Raw genomic sequence first — 20,620 nt, forward strand, 5'->3', positions numbered from 1 at the left:
CCAGACTAGGGCTCGTGGACATCGGGATGACGCTGCCGGTCATGGAACCGGACCTGTGGGTCGAGGGAGCGGCGACGCTCGAGAGCTGGGCCCGGGCCATCGACGCCGGTCCCTTCTCGTCGGTCTGCTTCGGCGAGCGGATGGCCTTCGACAACCCGGACTCGATGACCCTGCTCGGCGCGGTCGCCGCCTGGACCTCGCGAGCCCGGGTCGTCACCACGGTCGTCGTACCCCAGCTGCACGAGCCGGTCCCGCTCGCCAAGGCCCTGGCGACGGGCGACCAGCTCACGGGAGGCCGGCTCAGCGTGGGCCTCGGCGTCGGTGGTCGCGAGGAGGACTACCGCGCGGCCGGCGCCCCGCTCGACACGAAGACGATGGCCGGCATGGCCGATCGCGTCGCCGTGATGAAGCGGGTGTGGGCCGGTGAGAAGGTCACCGACGCGGTGCTCCCGGTCGGCCCACCGCCCGTGCAGCCGGGCGGACCCGAGCTCTTGGTCGGCACCCTCGGTCCGAAGACCATCCGCAGTGCAGCCGCCTGGGCCGACGGCCTGGCCGGTATGTCCCTCGACCTCGACCTCGCGGAGATGGCCAAGCTCTTCGACCTGACCCGGGCAGCGTGGGCCGAGGCTGGACGCGCGGCGCCGAGGATCACCACGTCGTTCTGGTTCGCGCTCGACCAGGGCGACGGACAGGCCCGCGCCCAGGTGCACCGCCACCTCCTGCACTACATGAACTGGATCCCGTCGCAGTACGTCGACGCCCTCGCCGCCACGGCCGGGTTCGCCGGCACCGAGGCCGAGCTGCGCGACGTCCTGCGCCGGATCGAGGACCTCGGCGCCGACGAGGTCCAGCTCATCCCCACCGGCTCGTCGGTCGAGCAGGTGGAGCGGGTCGCTGAGCTCCTGGTCTGAATCATCACCGTTGGTTGAGGAGGTCGCGCAGCGACCGTCTCGAAACCCCTGCACCCAAGGCGCTACGTCGGCTTCCGGAGTTTCGAGACAGGACTTCGTCCTTCCTCAACCAACGAGCAGTGGTCTGACTCGCTGAGGTGAGAACCGGCCTTTTGGGAGTCACGCCGTCCAGCAGGACCTACAGTGCGCTCGTGCGGATGGACTGGCTGCCGGTGTCGGCTGCGTTGTTGCTGACCGGGGCGCTCGCGTTGGCGCTCGGTTCCTTCCTGCTGCCGACGACCAACGGCGCTGCCGACGCGATCCAGGTCGTCCAGGACCAGGGCGGTGTGTGGATGACGGCAGCGGCGATCGACTTCCTGGCCGCCGTGTGCCTCACCCTCGGGTTGCCATCCGTCCTGACCCTTGTCGAGCGGCGCGGCCGGACCCTCGGGCTGACGAGCGCCGTCGTTCTCGCCTTCGGGTTCATCGGCACCGCCGGTTACGCGATGCTGCTCGTCTTCTTCCGTGCCCTGGTCGTCACCGAGACGATCCGCAACAAGGGTGTCGACGACGTCGCCCATGACACCGGGCTGCTGATCTTCCTCTACGCCTGGCTCGCCGGGTTCCTGATCGGCGAGCTGCTCCTGGCCCTGGCCCTCCTCCGTGCGGGCACCGTGCCCCGCTGGGTGCCCTTCCTGCTGCTACTGCACTTCGTGTTGGCGCTCGCCGCCGGCCTGTTGCCGGACTGGATGGGCAAGGTGACTGTGCTGTTCTTCGTGATCGGCTTCGCGGGCATCGCGATCCAGGCCACGAAGCCGGTCGCGCCGCGGCGCTACTGAGCCCGCAAAGCGTCGGCCAGCGCCGTGACCTGGTCGAGCGGCGGCTCGTAGCCCGGGAAGTAGCAGCACACCCGCTCGGCCACGTCGCCGAAGCGGCGCTTGATCTCGGTCGCGCACTCCTCCGGAGTTCCTCGTACGGCGAGGGTCGTCAGCATCTCGTCGGTGACGAGCTCGAACATGGCGCCGTAGTCGCCCACCTTCGACAGCGCGTTCAGCGATGGCTGTACGTCGGCCCACCCCTCGGCCTCCAGGACCGGGACGTACGCCGGGGTGGAGCCGTAGAACGCCAGCAGCCCGCGCACGCCGGCCGTCGCGGCCTCCATCTCGGCGTGGGTGCGACCCATGGCCGTGATCACCTGCGGCAGGATCGCGAAGTCCTCGCGGCGGCGACCCGACCGGGCGAGGCCCTCGTCGACGGCCGGCAGCGTGCGCGTCCGGAAGTGCGTGTGGCTGTGGAACGGCATCACCAGCAGGCCGTCGGCGACCTCGGCGGCCGTGCGCGTCATGACCGGTCCGAGCGCGCCGAGCAGCACCGGCGGGACGCCGTACGGGTTCGGGCCGGGGACGAAGGTCGGGGGCATGAGCGTGTGGCGGGTGTGCTCGCCCTCGAAGTGCAGGGGTGTTCCGTCCTGCCACGAGGAGAGGATCGCCTTCACGGCGAGCACGATCTCGCGCATCCGCGCGGCCGGCGGCGACCAGGTGGCGCCGTACCTCTTCTCGATGTGCGGCTTGATCTGCGACCCGAGCCCGAGCCGGAAGCGGCCGCCGGACATCAGCTGCAGGTCCCAGGCCGCGTTGGCGAGGTGCATCGGGCTGCGTGGCATCGCGATCGCGACGTTGGTCATCAGGTCGGCGTCGACGCCGGTCGCGGCGGCGGCCGCCAGCGGCAGGAAGACGTCGTGCGGTCCCTCGAACGTGAAGAGCCCGGCGATGCCGGTCGCCGCGAGCTCGCGGGCTCGGTCGGCGGCGAGGTCGGGGCGGGCGTCCAGCTGGATGTCGAGCAGCACGCGGTCAGTGTGGCGTACGGCGGGGCGCGCGGGCGGCCCGGTCCAGCACCAACGCGCCGACGGTCGCGGCGACGAAGACGGTCGACACCGTCAGCAGCGTGGTCCGGAAGCCGTGGCTGCCGCCGCCGTACACCGCCATCAGCGCCACGCTGAGCGCGCTGCCGATCGTGAAGCCGAGGTAGCGCAGGACCTGGTTGAACGCGACCGCGCTGCCGGTCTCGGACTGCGGCACGTAGGGCACCATCAGCACCGCGAGCGAGGAGAACGTGAAGCCGCTGCCGACCCCGCCGATCGCCATCGCCAGGAAGAGCTCCCACAGCGTCTCGTGGAAGAACGCGAGCGTGACCGTCGACGCGAGGAACATCAGGCAGCCGGTCGGCAGCAGCACGTGCGACCCCAGCCGCACCCGCACCCACCGCGCGAGCTGGTTGCCGAGCACGCTCGCGATCGAGTAGGGCACCAGGATCATCCCGGCGACCCAGACGGGCTCGTCGAGGCCGAAGCCCGGCTCGTCGGCCCGCACCAGGACCACCGAGAGCGTCAGCAGGCAGTACATCCCCAGACCGGCGACGAGGGCGACCAGGTTCGGGGCCGCGACACCGTGCCGCACCGCCATCCGCAGGTCGACCAGCGGGGTCGTGCTGCGGAGCGTCCAGAACACCCAGACCACGAGCAGCGCCAGCCCGACCAGGCCCAGGACGAGCGTGCGCGCCGACGCCCAGCCCCACACCTCGCCCTCGCTGATGGTGAGGAGCAGCGCGAGCATCCCGACGGTCAGCAGCCCGGCTCCGGCCCAGTCGACGCGCGCCGGCGCGACCTCGTCCGACCCCGGCAGGTGCCGCCAGGCCATCAGGAGCGTCGCCCCGGTGAGCACCGTCCCGAGGGCGTACGCCGCGGACAGGCCGCCGAACTCGGCCACGAACGCGGTCAGCGGGTAGCCCAGCCCCGCACCGGCGACGGTGGTGACCGAGAGCAGCGCGATGGCGCGGTTCATCGGCTCGCCGGTCAGCGCGTCACGGGCGACCGCGATCGCGAGCGGGAGCAGGGCCATGCCGACGCCCTGCATCGCGCGGCCGGTGACCAGCACGGCGTACGTCGTGGGGACGATCGCGATCGCGGTCCCGGCTGTGACGACGGCCAGCCCGACCAGGATCGTCGGGCGCCGCAGCCGACCGCTCGCGAACCGGCCCACGACGGGAGTCGCGACCGCGCCGACCAGCAGCGTCGCGGTCAGCGACCACTGCGCGGTGGTGAGGCGGACGTCGTACGTCTCCGCGATCGAGGGCACCAGCGGTGCACCGAGCGACGAGACGATCGCCGTGATCGTGGTCAGCAACGCCAAGGTGGGCAGCAACAACCGTTGCTGCCCACCCTGGATGCTCAACTGACTACTTGGACTTCCGAGCCCGCGAGGCGATCTTGGCCCGCTCGTTCTGGTCGAGGATCACCTTGCGGATCCGGACCGAGTCGGGCGTGACCTCGACGCACTCGTCGTCGCGGCAGAACTCCAGGCACTGCTCGAGCGAGAGCTTCTTCGGCGGGATGAGCTTCTCGAAGTTGTCGGAGGTGGCGGACCGGATGTTGGTCTGCTGCTTCTCCTTGGTGATGTTGACGTCCATGTCGTCGGCGCGGGAGTTCTCGCCGACGATCATGCCCTCGTAGACCTCGGTGGTCGGGTCCACGAACATCACGCCGCGCTCCTGCAGCGAGGTCATGGCGTACGCCGTGGCCGCGCCCTTGCGGTCCGCGACGAGCGAGCCGTTGTTGCGCGAGCGGATCTCGCCGGCCCACGGCTCGTAGCCCTCGGAGATGTGGTGGGCGATGCCGGTGCCGCGGGTGTCGGTGAGGAACTCGGTGCGGAAGCCGATCAGGCCGCGCGCCGGGACCAGGAACTCCATCCGCACCCAGCCGGTGCCGTGGTTGGTCATCTGCTCCATGCGGCCCTTGCGGGTGGCGAGCAGCTCGGTGATGGCGCCGAGGTACTCCTCCGGCGCGTCGATCGTCAGGCGCTCGACCGGCTCGTGGACCTTGCCGTCGATCTCCTTGGTGACCACCTGCGGCTTGCCGACCGTCAGCTCGAAGCCCTCGCGACGCATCTGCTCGACCAGGATCGCCAGCGCCAGCTCACCGCGGCCCTGGACCTCCCACGCGTCGGGGCGCTCGGTCGGGAGGATCCGCAGCGACACGTTGCCGACCAGTTCGGAGTCGAGGCGGTCCTTCACCAGACGCGCCGTGACCTTCGAGCCCTTGACCCGACCGACGAGCGGCGAGGTGTTGGTGCCGATGGTCATCGAGATCGCGGGCTCGTCGACGTGGATGAGCGGCAGGGCGACCGGGTTCTCCGGGTCGGCGAGGGTCTCGCCGATGGTGATGTCCGGGATGCCCGCGATGGCGACGATGTCACCGGGACCGGCGGACTCGCCGGGCTGGCGCTCGAGGCCCTCGGTGACGAGGAGCTCGGTGACCTTGACGTTCTTGACCGTGCCGTCGCGCTTCATCCACGCGACCTGCTGACCCTTCTTCAGGGTGCCCTCGTGGACCCGGACCAGCGCGAGCCGGCCGAGGAACGGCGAGGAGTCGAGGTTGGTGACGTGGGCCTGCAGCGGAGCGCCCTCGGTGTACGTCGGGGCCGGGATCGTCTCGAGGATCGTCTTGAAGAGCGGCTCGAGGTCCGGGGAGTCCGGCAGCTCGCCGTTCGCGGGGGCCTCGAGCGCGGCGACGCCGGCGCGGCCCGACGCGTAGACGACCGGGAAGTCCAGCGCGTCCTGGCTGTGGCTCTCGTCGAGCAGGTCCATGAAGAGCTCGTAGGTCTCGTCGACGACCTCGGCGATGCGGGCATCGCCACGGTCGGTCTTGTTGACGACCAGGATCACGGGCATGTCGGCGTTGAGCGCCTTGCGCAGCACGAAGCGCGTCTGCGGCAGCGGGCCCTCCGACGCGTCGACGAGCAGCACGATGCCGTCGACCATGGACAGGCCGCGCTCGACCTCGCCACCGAAGTCGGCGTGACCCGGGGTGTCGATGATGTTGATGACCATCGGCTGGCCGCCACCGGCCGGACCGGCGTAGTGCACGGCGGTGTTCTTCGCGAGGATGGTGATGCCCTTCTCGCGCTCGAGGTCACCGGAGTCCATGACCCGCTCGGCGACGCTCTCGGCCTGGTGGGCCGTGAAGGCGCCTGCCTGGCGGAGCATCGCGTCGACGAGGGTCGTCTTGCCGTGGTCGACGTGGGCGACGATCGCGACGTTGCGCAGGTCGGTGCGAGTGGTGGTTCCAGACATGGCGGTACGGCGTCCGTTCAGTGGGGTTCGTGGGGCCGAAAACGGCCTCGTCGAGTCTAGTCGTTGTCGCCCGCACGCCTGTCATCGGCGATATTCTGAGCGGGTGGGGGGCCACGCTTTTCGTGCTGCGCTCACGACGGCGGTGGCCGTCGCGGGCATGGTCGTGCTGCCCGCGGCACCCTCGCCGGCCGTCAGCACCGGGCGGCCGATCGCGGTCGCGGTCGCCGCCAACGGCACGTCGTACGTCGGGTTCGCGACCGGCGGGCGGCTGCTGCGGCTGAAGCCGAACGGCGATCCGGGCGGGTCGGTCCCGCTCGACCGCGACGACCCGGTGGACGCGCTCGCGGTCGACCCGGACGGCGACATCTGGGTCGACTACGGCGCGAGCATCTCCGAGCTCGACGCCGACGGCACCCTGCTGACCCACTTCGACCACGACCCGGGCGGCGCCTGCCCCGTCGACCGTGCCCACGACCCGAGCCGCTACGGCGGGATCGAGGTCACCGACGACGCGGTCTACGTCGCCGGGCGGTGCCGCGCGACGGTCGGCATCTACGGCAAGGGCGGTGACCTCAAGGCGACGATCGACCTGCCCGGATCGGACTACCCGCGCGGCATCGCCCTCGCGCCGGCGGTCAAGAAGCTGCCGGCCCGGATGTACGTGTCCGTCCCGGACTCCGGGAAGGTCTACATGTACAACGCGAGCAGCCTGCGTTCGGACCCGGATCCCGTGCGCACGCTGGTCGTCAAGCAGTTCGAGGGCTACCGCGACCCCGAGCCCGGTGCGCTCGCCGCCGACGAGAAGGGCCAGCTCGCCGTCGTCGACGTCGAGAACAACGCGGTGCACTTCTACAACGGCCCCGAGGACTACTGGTACTACCGGACCCTCGGCCACCCGCCCGACCCGGCGTCCGACCGCGGCTTCCTCGACCACCCTGCGGCGTTCGCCAACGCTAACGGCAGCTTCAAGCTCGGTTTCTGGGTCGCCGACTCCGGCAACGGGCGGATCCAGCACTGGGACCACATCGGCACCACCGACTGGATGACCGACGCGATGGCGCCGGGCGACCCGACCGGCCCGGTCAACGTGACCGTGCCGGAGATCACCGGGCGCAGGGCTGTCGGCAGCGAGCTGACCTGCGACACCGGCACCTGGGACGGCTCGCCGTCGTCGTACGCCGTGTCCTGGCTGCGCGACGGCGTCCCGGTCGGGTCCGCTGAGACGACCTACACGGTGAAGCCCGCCGACGTCGGCAGCGAGCTGAGCTGCGTCGTCGTCGCGTACACGGCGGACGGCGCCTCGAGCGCGCCGGCGACCTCGGAGGTCTTCGCGATCCCGGGGCCGAGCTCACCGCCGTACATCCTCGAGAAGCCGGCCATCCAGGGCAGCGTCAGGTCCGGGTCGGTCGTGCGCTGCACCACCGGCAGCTGGACCGACAAGGACCCGACGGACTACCTCTGGGGCTGGCTGCGCGACGGGCAGCTGCTCCCCGGGACGAACGCGCGCGAGTTCCTCGTCACCGACAGCGACATCTCCCACCAGATCACCTGCCGGGTCGCCGCCGTCAACGCCCACGGCACCGGCAAGGCCGCGTTGAGCGACCCGGTGGTCGCGCAGGCGGGCAGCGGCAGTGGTGGTGGTGGCGGTGGTGATGGCGGTGGTGGCGGCATCGACGCCCCGCTGAACCAGCGACGCCCCGAGATCGTCGGCCGGGCCGCGGTCGGTGCCGTCCTCTACTGCGACCCGGGCCTGTGGGAGAACGCCCCGACCTTCACCTACGTCTGGCAGCGCGACGGGGTGGGGATCGGGGGATCGGAGAAGGACCAGTACGAGGTGCTCGGTGACGACAAGGGCGCCGAGCTGACCTGCGTCGTGACCGGCACCAACCCCGGCGGCACCGACACCGCGACCTCCAAGCCGGTCACCCCGCACGGCTCGGCCGGCTCCGGTGGCGGGGGCGGGTCCGGCGGCGGCTCGGGTGGTGGGGGCGGCATCAAGACGACCTGCACGGGCAAGGTCGGCGTGAGCATCGACGGTGGTGCGAAGTACGCGCGCGACCCCTACGTCGTCCTCAAGATCCGGGCACCGAAGACCGCGACCGCGGTGACGATCTCCAACGACGCGAGCTTCAAGGACGCCGACACCCGCCCGCTGTCGTCGTCCTGCGGCTACAGGTGGACCCTGCCGAAGAGCTCGAGCAACAAGCCCAAGGTCGTCCACGTCCGCTTCCCCGGAGCGACCGGTGTAGCCCTGACCGGCAAGATCGTGCTCGACACCCACCCGCCGAAGCTGAAGAAGGTCGTCGCCCACTGGAGCAGGCCGAAGTGGGCGTGGGTGCTCTCCATCAAGGCCTCCGACCGGGGCACCGGGTTGGACCGGGTCAAGGTCGGCAAGACCCGCGGCCACACCCGCACCGTCCGCTGGGGCAGGACCGTCGACAACGCCGACAGCACCCAGCTGCGCTGGGTGCGGGTCTACGACCGGGCCGGCAACGCCAGCAGCTGGTACCGCCTGCGCTTGTAGTTTGGGTGGCATGCCTCGGATCGCCACCAACGACCGTGTCGAGCGCGACCAGCTGCTCGACTTCGTCCGCTCGCGCCACCACCTCGTCCTCGTGACGACCCGCGCCGACGGCCGACCCCAGCTCTCCCCGGTGAGCGGGGGTGTCGACGACACCGGCCGGATCGTGATCTCGACCTACCCCGACCGCGCCAAGGCGACCAACCTGCGCCGCCGGCCGGCCGCGTCGGTGCTGGTGCTCTCCGACGAGTGGGACGACGCGTGGGTCCAGGTCGACGGGACCGCCGAGGTCCTCGACATGCCGACCCAGGAGGCCGAGGACGGGCTCGTCGAGTACTTCCGCTGCATCTCGGGCGAGCACCCCGACTGGGACGAGTACCGCCAGGCGATGCGGCGCCAGGGCAAGTCCCTCATCCGGATCACCGTCGAGTCCTGGGGTCCGGTCGCGACGGGCGGCTTCCCGCCGGATCGAGCACCGGCCTAGTCCGCTCGCCATCCGGCAGTCGCGTCCCGAATCTCAAGTTACCCTCAAGACGTGAGCGGCTTCGCCCCCCTGGGCCGCCTCATCAGCCTTGCCATGATCGTTGCTGGACTCGGGTCTGTGGTGAGTGTGGCGACCGCTGAGTCCGCCCAGGCTGCATCTACCTCCGACGGTCCGACCGCGATCGGCGTGACGTCTACAGGCATGTCGTACGTCGGGTTCGCCAGCGGAGGCAAGCTGGTCCGGATCTCCGCGAGCGGGGCCAAGAAGGCTCCCGTCTCCCTGGACACCGACGAGCCCGTCGACGGCATCTTCGTGACCGGGGACGACCACGTGCTCGTCGACCACGAGACCGGGGTGTCGGTGCTGAGCAAGCGCGGCAAGGTCGTCGACAGCTTCGACCACGACCCGCAGATCAGCTGCGACAGCGGCCTCCCGGCCTCGAAGTACGGCGGGATCACCTTCGGCGGCGGCAAGATCTGGGTGGCCGACCGGTGCGTGGGCACGATGTCGGTCTACAGCCGGGGCGGCGGCCTGGTCGCGACCGTGGACCTGCCCGGCGGCCATGCCCGGGGCATCACCTACGGCGACGCGCAGGGCGGACATCCCGCGACGGTCTACGTCGCCATGATCGACGACGGCAAGGTGCTCGCCTACCGGGCCAAGGGCATCAAGAACTCCTCCCGACCGGCGCGCGTCGTCGCGATCAAGCGGCCGTACGGCGGGCAGCGGCCGAAGCCGGCCGGTCTCGCCATCGACCGCTACGGCCAGCTGACGGTGACCGACATCGCCAACAACGCGGTCTACCTCCTCGACACCAACAACGACTACTCCGTCTACCGCACGCTCGGCCACCCGCCGCGGGCCAGCCGACAGGCGGGCCGGCTGAACACGCCGACCGCGGTCGCCCAGCACGACCAGGACGGGGGGTCGCTGTCGGGCAACCTCTTCATCGCCGACACCAACAACGGCCGGGTGCAGCGCTGGGACACCGGCGGCTACACCCACTGGGCCAAGAACGTCGGGGGCAGCGGTGGTGGCGGCGGTGGTGACTGCAAGGGCGACGACTGGAACTGCGGTGGCGGCAAGGGTGGCGGCGGCTCCGGCGGCGGCTCGGGTGGTGGCGGCGGCGGTGGCGGCTCCGGTGGCGGCTCCGGTGGTGGAGGCGGCGGCGAGTGCGGCGAGTTCGTCACCTGCGGCACCGCCCCCTCGAACGTGCTGCCGCCCAGCATCTCCGGCACCCCGACCGTGGGGCAGTCCCTGACCTGTGGTCGCGGCATGTGGTCGGGCAGCGGGATCACCTACACCTACCAGTGGAACCGCGCGGGCGCGCCGATCGCGTCGGCCACCGCGGAGACCTACGTGCTCGTCGCCGCCGACTCGGGGGCCCAGGTCACCTGTGCGGTGACCGCGACGACCACGGCGGGCAAGGCGACCGCGACGTCGACCGCGGTGACCGTCACCGGCAGCGGTGGGGGCGGTGGTGGCGGTGGCTCCGGTGCTCCCGTCAACACGGTCGCTCCTGCGATCACCGGAGGCAGTGCCGTGGGCTCCGTGCTCACGTGCGGCACCGGCACCTGGACCGGGTCCGCCCCGACGTACAGCTATGCCTGGAAGCGCAACGGCACGGCGATCGCGACCGCGACGACAGCGACGTACACCGTCGTCGCCGCGGACAACGCCACCACGCTCACCTGCACGGTGACGGCCACCAACTCCTCGGGCAACGCATCGGCGACCTCGGCCGGCGTCACGATCGGCAGCGGTGGGGGCGGCGGCGGTGGCGGCGGGTCCGCCCCGACGAATGCCGTGCCCCCGGCGATCTCCGGGACGGCCTCGCCCGGCCAGGCGCTGAGCTGCAGCTCGGGCAGCTGGTCCGGCTCCGGGATCAGCTACGGCTACGTGTGGAAGCGGAACGGCACGACGATCCCCGGGGCCACCGCGAACACCTACGTCCCGACGTCGGGCGACGTGGGCGCGGCGATCACCTGTGCCGTGACCGCGATCTCGGCGGGCGGCAGCACCACGGCGACCTCCGCCCCCGTGACGATCAACCCCGGCAGTGGCGGCGGGTCAGGACCGGTCAACACCGCGGCGCCCGTCATCACGGGGACCGTCGCCATCGGCCAGACGCTGTCGTGCAGCCAGGGCAGCTGGACGGGTCTCGGGATCGGCTACAGCTACAGCTGGCAGCGCAACAACACGCCGATCGCCGGCGCTGGCGGCAACACCTACCTCGTGGTCTCCTCCGACACCGGGTCGTCCCTCACGTGCGCGGTCACGGCGACGTTCGCAGCGGGTGGCAGCACCGTGGCGGTCTCCGCGGCCGTGACCGTCGGTGGGCCGTCCGGGCACGCGCCGCAGAACACCGCCCTGCCGGCCGTGAGCGGCAGCCCGGTGGTCGGCCAGCAGCTCACCTGCAGCACCGGCAGCTGGTCCGGCGAGCCGACGATCACCTACGGCTACGTGTGGCGCCGCAGCGGGACCGTGATCGGCGGTGCCACGGCGTCGACGTACACGGTCTCCGCGACCGATGTCGGGACCAGCCTGGTCTGCACGGTGGTCGCGACCAACGGCTACGGCAACGGCACGGCGAGCAGCACGGCGGTCACCGGCGCTGCCAGCAACGGCGGTCCCCTCAACACGGCGCTGCCGACGCTGAGCGGCACCGCTGTGGTCGGGACCTCGCTCAGCTGCTCGCAGGGGACCTGGACGGGCAGCGGCAACACCTACACCTACTCCTGGCGGCGCAACGGGACGACCATCGACGGCGCCACGGGAGCGTCGTACGCCGTGGTCGCGACCGACGTCGGCACCGCGGTGGCCTGCACCGTGACGGCGACGAACTCGATCGGCACCTCGTCGGCCACCTCCGCCTCCGCGACGCCCACCGCTGGTGCGGGGGGCAACCCCTGTGGCGCCGAGGTCGGCGTCGTCATCAACAACGATGCCGACGTGACCACCAGCCCGTCGGTGCAGCTGACGATCCGGGCGCCGGCCGGCGCCACGACCGTCGACATCTCGAACGACGCGGGCTTCGGGGTCAAGGAGACCCGCACGCTGTCGGCCGGGTGCACCTACGCCTGGCAGGCCCGCTCGATCGTGGGCGTGTCCTTGCCCTCCACCGTCTACGTCCGCTTCAACGGCGGCGGCGCCACCTACGACGACACGATCATCGTCGACCAGCGCGCCTGACGGTTCGTCAGGCGAGCGCGCGGTCGAGCGCGGCCGCGACGTGCAGCGTGGTGCAGGGGAAGACCGGGATGTCGGCGTCGGCCTGCCGGATCAGCAGCTCGAGCTCGGTGCAGCCGAGGATGACCCCGCCCGCGCCGGCGTCCCAGAGCTCGTCGATCAGCGACACGACGGTCCGCCGCGAGGAGTCGAGCACCTTGCCGTGGACGAGCTCGTCGTAGATCACGGCGTTGAGCGTCTCGTGGTGGCGCACGTCGGGCACGTGGACGGTCAGGCCGTGCGCGGCGATCCGGTCGGTGAAGAACGAGCGCGACATCGCGAACGTCGTACCGAGGAAGCCGACCGACTCGAGCCGCTCGGCCTTGCAGGCCTCGGCGACGACGTCGGCCAGGTGCAGGAGCGGGATGTCGACCGCGTCGGCGACCTGGTCGGCCACCCGGTGGAAGGTCGTCGTGCAGAGCATCAGGAAGTCCGCGCCGGCGGCCTCCACGCCACGGGCGGCGTCGACCAGGATCGTCGCCACCTCGTCCCAGCGCTCCTCGGCCTGCAGCGCGGTCACCTGCGCGAAGTCGACCGACGTCATCACGGTCTTGGCCGAGGCGAGGCCACCGATCCGCTGCTCGACGCCCTGGTTGAGGTCCTGGTAGTAGGCGGCGCTGCTCTCCCAGCTCATCCCGCCGACGAGTCCGATCGTCTGCATGGTCGCTGAGTCTGTCAGAAGACCCGGGTCAGAGGACGCGGTGGACCTTGTGCTGGGCAGCCTGTGCCCGCGGCCGGATCACCAGCTCGTCGATGCTCACGTGTGCCGGGCGGGTGACCATCCAGCCGATCGTCTCGGCGACGTCCTCCGCGCTGAGCGGCTCCGCGACCCCGGCGTACACCGCGTCGGCCTTGTCCTGGTCGCCGTCGAAGCGCACCAGCGCGAACTCGTCCGTCTTGACCATGCCGGGCGCGATCTCCATGACCCGCACCGGCTGGTCCCACAGCTCGAGCCGCAGCGTCTCGTTGACCACCTTGGTGCCGTGCTTGGCGGCGGTGTAGCCGGCACCGCCCTCGTAGGCGACCCGCCCAGCGGTCGAGCCGACGTTGAGGATGACGCCCGCATTGCTGGCGAGCAGCGCCGGCAGCAGCGCCCGGGTCACCTGCATCAGGCCGATCACGTTCACGTCGTAAGTCCGGCGCCACGCATCGGTGTCCGCCTCCGACACCGGTCCGGCGCCGAAGGCGCCACCGGCGTTGTTGACGAGCACGTCGAGGCGAGTCCCGACCGCGTCGGCCAGGGCGGCGACCGAGTCCGCGGACGTGACGTCGCAGACGACCGGCGTACCCCCGATCTCGGCGGCGAGCTCGGTGATCCGGTCCTCCCGGCGCGCGGCGCAGAAGACGTGGAAGCCCGCGGCGGCGAGCGTGCGGGCGGTGGCGGCGCCGATGCCACTGCTGGCACCGGTCACGACGGCTGTACGGTCCGAGGTCACACCTGACATTGTGCCGATGGCACACTGACACGTCGTTGTCGGGTGTCGTCCCCGGGTCTCGGCCGAGGAGGAGTGAGCGATGCGCACGGGTGCAGCTGCTGCGGGACTGCTGGGTGGTCTGGCCTGGCTCGCCGCCTACGTCCTGGACCAGACCGACCGCGCCGGCGCTGCCGACCTCGTCGGGTGGCTGGGCGTCGTCCTGCTCGCGGTCGCGGTGGTGGGCGCAGGGGCAGCGCTGGTGAGCCGGAGCGCGACCTGGCTGCGGGTCGTCGTCGCCCTCTGCTTCGCGGCGCTGGTGTGGTCGCTGCTCGCCCTGCTCGGCGGTGGGTCCGGCGGCACCGGCGTCGACGCGCTCGCCGGAGCGGTGGCCGCGGTCGTGTCCGTGGTGGTCCTCGCCCGGCGTCGTCCGTCCGTCGGGTCGCACGCGCGGGAATGATGGCCCTCCGTCGGTTGTTACGACGGGTTGGACCGACAGCGAGAGGACGACGTGGACCCCATCCGACGTGTGGCGATGGTCAGCCTGCACACCTCCCCGCTGGACCAGCCGGGCACGGGTGACGCGGGCGGCATGAACGTCTACGTCATCGAGCTGGCCCGCCGCATGGCCGCGCAGGGCGTCGAGGTCGACATCTTCACCCGCGCCACGAGCTCCACCCTCGCGTCCGCCGTGGACGCCGGCCCCGGCATCACGGTGCGCCACATCCACGCCGGCCCCTTCGAGGGCCTGAGCAAGAGCGAGCTCCCGGGCCAGCTCTGCGTCTTCGCCCGCGAGGTGCTGCGCGCCGAGGCGCTGCAGCCCGTGGGGCACTACGACGTCGTGCACTCCCACTACTGGCTCTCCGGCCAGGTCGGCGCCCTCGCGCGGGACCGCTGGGGAGTCCCGCTGATCCACTCCATGCACACGATGGCGAAGGTCAAGAACGCCGCACTCGCGGCGGGTGACTGTCCCGAGCCGTCCGCCCGGATCATCGGCGAGGAGCAGGTCGTCGAGGCCGCGGACATGCTGATCGCCAACACCGATCTCGAGGCCAAGCAGCTGATCAACCTGTACGACGCCGAGCCGGCGCGCGTCGAGGTGGTCCATCCGGGGGTCGACCTGGAGGTCTTCCGGCCGCACGACCAGGCCGTCGTCCGCGCCGAGCTGGGCCTGCCCGCCGACGCCGCCGTGCTGCTCTTCGCCGGTCGGATCCAGCCCCTCAAGGCGCCCGACGTGCTGCTCCACGCGGTCGCCGAGCTGCTCAGGCGTGATTCCGCGCTGCGCTCCCGGCTGGTCGTGCCGATCGTCGGCGGCCCGTCCGGCAGCGGGCTCGAGCACCCCGAGTCGCTCGCCCAGCTGTCCACCGAGCTCGGCCTCGACGACGTGGTGCGGTTCGTGCCGCCGGTCGCCCAGGACGAGCTCGCCCGCTGGTGCTCGGCGGCCACGCTGGTCGCCGTCCCCTCCTACAACGAGTCGTTCGGGCTGGTCGCCGCCGAGGCGCAGGCCACCGGGACCCCGGTCGTCGCCGCTGCCGTCGGTGGGCTGACCACCGTCGTCCGCGACGGGCGCAGCGGGCTCCTCGTCGACGGGCACGAGCCCGGTGCCTGGGCCGACGCACTCGGCCGGGTCATCCGCGACCCCGAGCTGCGGGTCCGTCTCCGGGCCGGTGCGCTCGAGCAGGCGCGTCAGTTCTCGTGGGACCTCACCGCCGAGCGCACGCTCGCGGTCTACCAGCGCGCCCGCGCCGACCTCCGGGAGACCGTGGCATGACCGACCCCCGCCAGGTGGTCCGTGACCACCTCACCGCCAACGAGCTCGACTACGAGGAGCTCTCCGAGGGCGTCTTCTCGTTCTCGCTGCCCGGGGAGAAGAAGCTCCAGACCGCCGTACGCCTCGACGTCGGCCCGCACGCCCTCGGCGTGCACGCCTTCGTCTGCCGCAAGCCCGACGAGAACCACGAGCGCGTCTACCGCTGGCTGCTCGAGCGCAACCTGAAGATGTACGCCGTGGCCTTCGCGGTCGACCGGCTCGGCGACATCTACCTCGACGGCCGGCTCCCGCTCGCCGCGGTCACGCCCGACGAGCTCGACCGGATCCTCGGCTCGGTCCTCACCTACGCCGACGAGTCCTTCAACGCCATCCTCGAGCTCGGATTCGCGACGTCGATCCGCAAGGAGTGGGAGTGGCGCAAGCTCCGCGGCGAGCCGACCCACAACCTCGAGGCCTTCCGCGGCTGGCTCGAGTCCGGCGACGACCCGTCAGAAGGTTGAGTCGAGACTTCCGTCGGTCGAATCGAGAGTTGTGGCGGTCGAGTCGAGACTTCTGACCAACGCCTGCGACAGAACTACCGATTCAACGCGCGGAAGTCTCGACTCGACGAACGGAAGTCTCGATTCGACCTGGGCGGTCACCAGGCGAGGGCGACTGCGCCGAGGGCGAGTAGTGCCGGGACGGCCTGGACGACGAGGATCCTGCGGCTGACGGTGATCGCGCCGTAGACCCCGGCGACGACCACGCAGCCGAGGAAGAACACCGCGACGTCGAGGCGCTGGTCGACGATCGCCCACACCAGGCCGGCAACGAGGAACCCGTTGTAGAGGCCCTGGTTGGCGGCGAGCACCTTGCTCGCCTCGGCGAACTCCGGGGTGTTGCCGAAGGTCTTGATGCCGAGCGGCTTGGTCCAGAGGAACATCTCGAGCACCAGGAAGTAGAGGTGCAGCGCGGCGACCAGCCCGATGAGCACGTAGGCGACGACGTCCATGCGTGCAGCATGGCGCACTCAGGCGGGCGGCGAGACCTCTTCGGCGATGGTGCGTGGCTTGCGGCGTGCGACGGCCACGCCGATGAGGGCGAGCGCGCCGCCGACGTACGCCATCGTCGGGGGCACCTCGTCGAGGAAGAGGAAGCCCATCACGATCGTGATCGGCGGGACCAGGTAGGTCGTGATCGCGAGGTTGCTGGCGCGCATGTGCTGGAGGGCATAGGCGTACGTCGTGAACGCGATCGCCGTCGGGAAGATGCCGAGGTAGACGACCCAGAGCACCGACGAGGTGGGTGCGTCGCGGGTCTGGTGGACCAGCTGACCGATGAACGGCAGGCACGCGAGGGCGCCGATGGTGCAGGCCAGCCAGGTCACCTGGATCGCGGGCAGCTTGGCCACGAGCGGCTTCTGCAGGATCAGGCTGACGGAGTAGACGACCGCCGAGACCAGGCAGAGCAGGACCCCGAGCACGTCGTGGCTGCTGGACTCGTTCGACGACAGGCTGATGATGCCGACGCCGGTGAACGCGAGCGCCAGGCCGACGCCGATGTAGATCGTGAACCGCTCGTCCAGGAAGATCGCGGCGAGCACCGCGACGAGCACCGGCGAGACCTGGATCAGCATCGCCGCGGTGCCGGCGTCGACGCGACGCTCGCCGGCGTTGAGGGCGACGTTGTAGACACCGAACCAGAGCACGCCGATCGTGATCAGCGAGACCCACTGACGTCCGGTCGGACGAGGGATGCCCTGGGTCGCCAGCGCGACCACCCCGAGGCACAGGGCCCCGACCAGCGTGCGGCCCAGCGACAGCGCACCCGGCGAGAAGTCCTCGCCGAGGTGGCGGATCGCCACGAACGCCGACGCCCAGAAGACCAGCGTGATCGCCACGGCCGTCACCGGCAGCCAGGTGGGCGTGGTGTCGGCTGCAGGAGCGGTCGGGGGCGTCGTGGTGCTCGTCACCACGTCAGCCTAGGGATCGCCGCCGACGTCCGACATGCGGTTTTCGGACCTTCATGCGCGATATCGGGCCACGCCCCCGAACGGCAGCAGTAGGTTGCCCGCATGACCCGCCGCAGTCGCGTCCCGATCGTCGTCTCCGCCCTCGCCCTGGCCCTGGTGCCGCTCGCCGGAGGCACGCCGACCGCCAGTGCCGAGCGCGGCACCGTCACGATGAGCGGTACGGCGTACGAGTTCGACCACGTCGAGACGGTCCTGCCCGGCGCGACCATCCACGTGCTCGAGGACCCGGACCTCACCACCACGGTCGCCGACGACGGGACCTACTCCCTGGAGGTGCCGGACGGCACCAAGGTGACGCCGTACATCACGGCGGACGGCCACGGCACGATCTACCTGCAGACCTTCACGACCGACGGCGAGGACCTGCTCCACGTCAACTTCCAGACGCCCACGACCGGGACGATGGGCCTGCTCGCACTGGTGCTCGGCGTCGAGACGGATGACGCGGGCTACCCGAAGCAGTGCGTCGTCGTCACCACGGTGAGCACCAAGCACGTCCGTGGTGTGAGCTACGAGCAGTTCATCGCCTGGGGCGCGCACGGCGTCGCCGGCGTGACCGCGTCGATCAGCCCGAAGGCCGGGACGCGGACCTACTTCAACTCGTCGGTGATCCCGGACAAGAGCGTCACCGAGACCTCGGCCGACGGTGGCGTCGTCTGGGACCACCTGCCGGCCGGCACGTACACGCTGTCGGCCAAGGGCGCCGGGTCCGACTGGCCGAAGGTGCACGTGACCTGCGCCGACGGCCGGATCGTCAACGCCAGCCCGCCGTGGGGCCTGAACCAGAAGGCCACCACCGTCCCGACCAAGGTCAAGGCGACCTGGAAGGGCAAGCAGGGCCACCCCGCGAAGCTGACCGGGCTGACGCTCGGCAAGGTGCCCACCCAGCAGCTCCCCGACTTCGCCATCGAGCACGAGCCGGGCATCGAGCAGCGCTACCTCGGCACCGTCACGGTCGCGTGCTCCGGCGGCTGCTTCGAGCCGACCTCGACCGCCGGCAGCCTGACCAGGCCGGTCGACCTGATGAAGCTGCTCGGCCGGTCAGCCACGAAGCTGACGCCCGGGCACACGCTGCGCGTCACCGTTGCGGTGCCGGGCTTCAACACCCGCACCGACGCGTGGAGGATCCGTGCTCACGGCGTACCGGTGAGGACCACGCAGTGCGTCCCGCTCGGCGGGACCCGCTCGCAGAAGACCTGCTGACCCTCAGAGATCGATCTCGACACGGCCGTCGCCGCTTCGTACCTCAGCGGCGGTCCTGCTCGATCCGACGACCCTCACGCCCCGCGCTCGTGCCTCGCGCGTGGCTGGGTCGTCGGCGCGCTGGCCTCCGATCCCTGTGGGATCAGAGGTCCAGCTTGTAGCCCAACCCGCGCACGGTGACGAGGTACTTCGGCTCGCCCGGGTCGGGCTCGATCTTGGCGCGCAGCCGCTTGACGTGTACGTCGAGGGTCTTGGTGTCGCCGACGTAGTCGGAGCCCCAGACGCGGTCGATCAGCTGGCCGCGGGTGAGCACCCGGCCGGGGTTGCGCAGGAACATCTCGAGCAGCTCGAACTCCTTGAGCGGGAGCTTCTGGGCCTGGCCGTCGACCGTGACGACGTGGCGCTCGACGTCCATCCGCACCGGGCCGGCCTCGAGGGTCGGGGGCGCCAGGTCGGGCTCCTGCCCGCGTCGCAGCACGGCCCGGATCCGGGCCACCAGCTCGCGCGGGGAGTAGGGCTTGGTGACGTAGTCGTCGGCGCCGAGCTCGAGCCCGACCACCTTGTCGACCTCGTCGTCCTTGGCGCTCACCATGATCACGGGGACGCTCGACGTCTGGCGGATCTGCCGGCAGACCTCGGTCCCGGGCAGGCCCGGCAGCATCAGGTCGAGCAGGACGATGTCGGCGCCGTTGCGGTCGAACTCGGCCAGCGCGGCGTTGCCGTCCGCCGCGATCGCGACCTCGTAGCCCTCCTTGCGCAGCATGTACGCGAGCGCGTCGCTGTAGCTCTCTTCGTCCTCGACAACGAGTACGCGGGTCACCGGCCTGCCTCCTGGTTCGTTCGGGCCGAGATGTAGCGGGGGAGGGTCAAGGTGAACGTAGACCCTTGTCCCTCCACCGACCACACGTTGACGTCGCCACCGTGGGTGGCAGCGACGTGCTTGACGATGGACAGGCCGAGGCCCGTGCCACCGGTGGAGCGGTGCCGGGCCGGGTCGACCCGGTAGAACCGCTCGAAGATCCGGTCGATCTCGTCGGGCGGGATGCCGATGCCCTGGTCGACCACCGAGATGACGACGGAGTCGTCGTCGGCCTTGGTCGAGACGAGCACGGTCGCGCCGCACTCGGAGTAGGAGACGGCGTTGGCGACCAGGTTGGCCACGGCCGCGGTCACCTGCTCCTCGTTGCCCAGCACCTCGAGGTCGTGGGTGCCGCTCGTGACGACCGAGATCTGCTTGGACGACGCGTCGATCGCGCTGGTGTCGACGGCGACCGAGATGACCTCGTCGATCGAGACCGCGACCGGCATCTCGAGAGGGTCGTCGCCCTGGAGCCGGGAGAGCTCGATGACCTGCTGGACGAGTCGCGAGAGGCGGTCGCTCTCGGTGAGCATCCGCGCCGAGAAGCGCTTGATCGCCTCCGGGTCGTCCGCGGCGTCGTGGGTCGCCTCGGCGAGCAGGCGGATCGCGCCGACGGGGGTCTTCAGCTCGTGGCTGACGTTGGCGACGAAGTCGCGGCGTACGGCCTCGACGCGGCGCTCGCGGGTGCGGTCCTCGACCAGCGCGAGCACCAGCCGGACCCCCAGCGGGGCGACGCGGGCGGTGACGTGGCGCGAGGGGGAACCCGGCCGGGCCATCAGCAGCTCGGTCTCGCGGATCTGCCCGTCGCGGCGCACCTGGCGGACCAGGTCGGCGAGCTCGGGCGACGCGAGCGACGAGCCGCGCACCAGGCCCATGGAGTACGCCGGCGCCGAGGCCTTGAGCACGACGTCGCTGTCGTCGACGACGACCGCGCTGCTGCGCAGGACCGAGAGGACGGTGGCGACTCCGGCGGGTACGACGGGCTGCTCGACGACCGGGGTGCTGTGCTGCTGACGGTCGCTGATGTGCCACGCCAGCACCGCACCGCCGGCGACGACGGCGCCGATGAGCGCGGCGAGAAACGCCTGCGTCGTCGCATCCACATCTGAATCGT

The 20,620-nt window shown here is 71.1% G+C and carries 18 protein-coding genes; 9 read left to right on the top strand and 9 right to left on the bottom strand.

The features are described 5' to 3' along the window. The first annotated feature begins 14 nt into the window (after nucleotides 1-14). Nucleotides 15-911: an LLM class flavin-dependent oxidoreductase gene (locus tag ABLE68_RS11140; protein WP_348871390.1), complete on the top strand. Its 897-nt coding sequence runs from the start codon at nucleotides 15-17 to the stop codon at nucleotides 909-911. A gap of 191 nt (nucleotides 912-1,102) precedes the next feature. Continuing rightward, nucleotides 1,103-1,729, top strand: a complete 627-nt coding sequence (locus ABLE68_RS11145; protein WP_348871391.1) for a hypothetical protein — start codon at nucleotides 1,103-1,105, stop codon at nucleotides 1,727-1,729. Here the strand turns inward: ABLE68_RS11145 and ABLE68_RS11150 are convergent. From ABLE68_RS11150 to typA, 3 genes are read right to left on the bottom strand one after another with little or no spacing between them, the layout of a single operon-like run. Continuing rightward, nucleotides 1,723-2,736, bottom strand: coding sequence for a TIGR03617 family F420-dependent LLM class oxidoreductase (locus tag ABLE68_RS11150; protein WP_348871392.1), 1,014 nt, complete (start codon nucleotides 2,734-2,736; stop codon nucleotides 1,723-1,725). The two genes, ABLE68_RS11145 and ABLE68_RS11150, sit on opposite strands and share 7 nt — an antisense overlap. A 4-nt stretch (nucleotides 2,737-2,740) precedes the next feature. Continuing rightward, the gene (locus ABLE68_RS11155; RefSeq protein ID WP_348871393.1) at nucleotides 2,741-4,090 is read right to left on the bottom strand and encodes an MFS transporter; all 1,350 of its coding nucleotides are present in this window, start codon (nucleotides 4,088-4,090) and stop codon (nucleotides 2,741-2,743) included. A gap of 34 nt (nucleotides 4,091-4,124) precedes the next feature. Next, nucleotides 4,125-6,017, bottom strand: a complete 1,893-nt coding sequence (typA, locus tag ABLE68_RS11160) for a translational GTPase TypA (protein ID WP_348871394.1) — start codon at nucleotides 6,015-6,017, stop codon at nucleotides 4,125-4,127. A 103-nt stretch (nucleotides 6,018-6,120) separates the two neighbouring features. Between typA and ABLE68_RS11165 the strand changes: the two genes are divergently transcribed. From ABLE68_RS11165 to ABLE68_RS11175, 3 genes are all read left to right on the top strand, one after another. Continuing rightward, complete coding sequence (locus ABLE68_RS11165) at nucleotides 6,121-8,541, top strand: NHL repeat-containing protein (protein ID WP_348871395.1); 2,421 nt, start codon at nucleotides 6,121-6,123, stop codon at nucleotides 8,539-8,541. Nucleotides 8,542-8,551: 10 nt separating this feature from the next. Further along, nucleotides 8,552-9,022: a PPOX class F420-dependent oxidoreductase gene (locus ABLE68_RS11170; RefSeq protein WP_348871396.1), complete on the top strand. Its 471-nt coding sequence runs from the start codon at nucleotides 8,552-8,554 to the stop codon at nucleotides 9,020-9,022. A gap of 186 nt (nucleotides 9,023-9,208) precedes the next feature. Continuing rightward, on the top strand, nucleotides 9,209-12,214 hold the full coding sequence (locus ABLE68_RS11175) for a hypothetical protein (RefSeq protein ID WP_348871397.1): 3,006 nt from the start codon (nucleotides 9,209-9,211) through the stop codon (nucleotides 12,212-12,214). A 7-nt stretch (nucleotides 12,215-12,221) separates the two neighbouring features. Here the strand turns inward: ABLE68_RS11175 and ABLE68_RS11180 are convergent, their stop codons facing one another. Both ABLE68_RS11180 and ABLE68_RS11185 read right to left on the bottom strand, forming a co-directional pair. Then, nucleotides 12,222-12,911 carry an aspartate/glutamate racemase family protein gene (locus tag ABLE68_RS11180; RefSeq protein WP_348871398.1) on the bottom strand — a complete coding sequence of 230 codons (690 nt, stop codon included), beginning with the start codon at nucleotides 12,909-12,911 and terminating at the stop codon, nucleotides 12,222-12,224. 28 nt (nucleotides 12,912-12,939) lie between these two features. After that, nucleotides 12,940-13,695 carry an SDR family oxidoreductase gene (locus tag ABLE68_RS11185; RefSeq protein ID WP_348871399.1) on the bottom strand — a complete coding sequence of 252 codons (756 nt, stop codon included), beginning with the start codon at nucleotides 13,693-13,695 and terminating at the stop codon, nucleotides 12,940-12,942. A gap of 70 nt (nucleotides 13,696-13,765) precedes the next feature. Here ABLE68_RS11185 and ABLE68_RS11190 point away from each other — a divergent pair, with 70 nt between their 5' ends. The 3 genes from ABLE68_RS11190 to ABLE68_RS11200 are packed head-to-tail and all read left to right on the top strand — an operon-like array spanning nucleotide 13,766 to nucleotide 15,933. Beyond that, nucleotides 13,766-14,122, top strand: a complete 357-nt coding sequence (locus tag ABLE68_RS11190) for a hypothetical protein (protein WP_348871400.1) — start codon at nucleotides 13,766-13,768, stop codon at nucleotides 14,120-14,122. Between the two features lie 51 nt (nucleotides 14,123-14,173). Continuing rightward, a complete protein-coding gene (gene mshA, locus ABLE68_RS11195) occupies nucleotides 14,174-15,433 on the top strand; it encodes a D-inositol-3-phosphate glycosyltransferase (RefSeq protein ID WP_425475623.1) in 1,260 nt (419 codons plus the stop codon). Then, nucleotides 15,430-15,933, top strand: a complete 504-nt coding sequence (locus ABLE68_RS11200) for a type III secretion system chaperone family protein (RefSeq protein WP_348871401.1) — start codon at nucleotides 15,430-15,432, stop codon at nucleotides 15,931-15,933. The genes mshA and ABLE68_RS11200 overlap by 4 nt, the downstream gene beginning before the upstream one ends. A gap of 137 nt (nucleotides 15,934-16,070) precedes the next feature. On the opposite strand, the gene ABLE68_RS11205 is transcribed toward ABLE68_RS11200, so the two are convergent. Further along, nucleotides 16,071-16,424 (bottom strand): DUF1304 domain-containing protein, encoded by a 354-nt coding sequence (locus ABLE68_RS11205; protein ID WP_348871402.1) that lies wholly within the window; start codon nucleotides 16,422-16,424, stop codon nucleotides 16,071-16,073. Between the two features lie 18 nt (nucleotides 16,425-16,442). Then, a complete protein-coding gene (locus ABLE68_RS11210) occupies nucleotides 16,443-17,384 on the bottom strand; it encodes a DMT family transporter (protein ID WP_348871403.1) in 942 nt (313 codons plus the stop codon). A gap of 102 nt (nucleotides 17,385-17,486) precedes the next feature. Between ABLE68_RS11210 and ABLE68_RS11215 the strand changes: the two genes are divergently transcribed. Continuing rightward, nucleotides 17,487-18,647 (top strand): hypothetical protein, encoded by a 1,161-nt coding sequence (locus tag ABLE68_RS11215; RefSeq protein ID WP_348871404.1) that lies wholly within the window; start codon nucleotides 17,487-17,489, stop codon nucleotides 18,645-18,647. A 142-nt stretch (nucleotides 18,648-18,789) separates the two neighbouring features. On the opposite strand, the gene ABLE68_RS11220 is transcribed toward ABLE68_RS11215, so the two are convergent. Next, nucleotides 18,790-19,467: a response regulator gene (locus tag ABLE68_RS11220; protein WP_348871405.1), complete on the bottom strand. Its 678-nt coding sequence runs from the start codon at nucleotides 19,465-19,467 to the stop codon at nucleotides 18,790-18,792. Beyond that, a complete protein-coding gene (locus ABLE68_RS11225) occupies nucleotides 19,464-20,609 on the bottom strand; it encodes a sensor histidine kinase (protein ID WP_348871406.1) in 1,146 nt (381 codons plus the stop codon). The genes ABLE68_RS11220 and ABLE68_RS11225 overlap by 4 nt, the downstream gene beginning before the upstream one ends. Between the last annotated feature and the right edge of the window lie 11 nt (nucleotides 20,610-20,620).

The sequence above is a fragment of the Nocardioides pollutisoli genome (assembly GCF_040045055.1).
Taxonomy (GTDB): domain Bacteria; phylum Actinomycetota; class Actinomycetes; order Propionibacteriales; family Nocardioidaceae; genus Nocardioides; species Nocardioides tweenelious.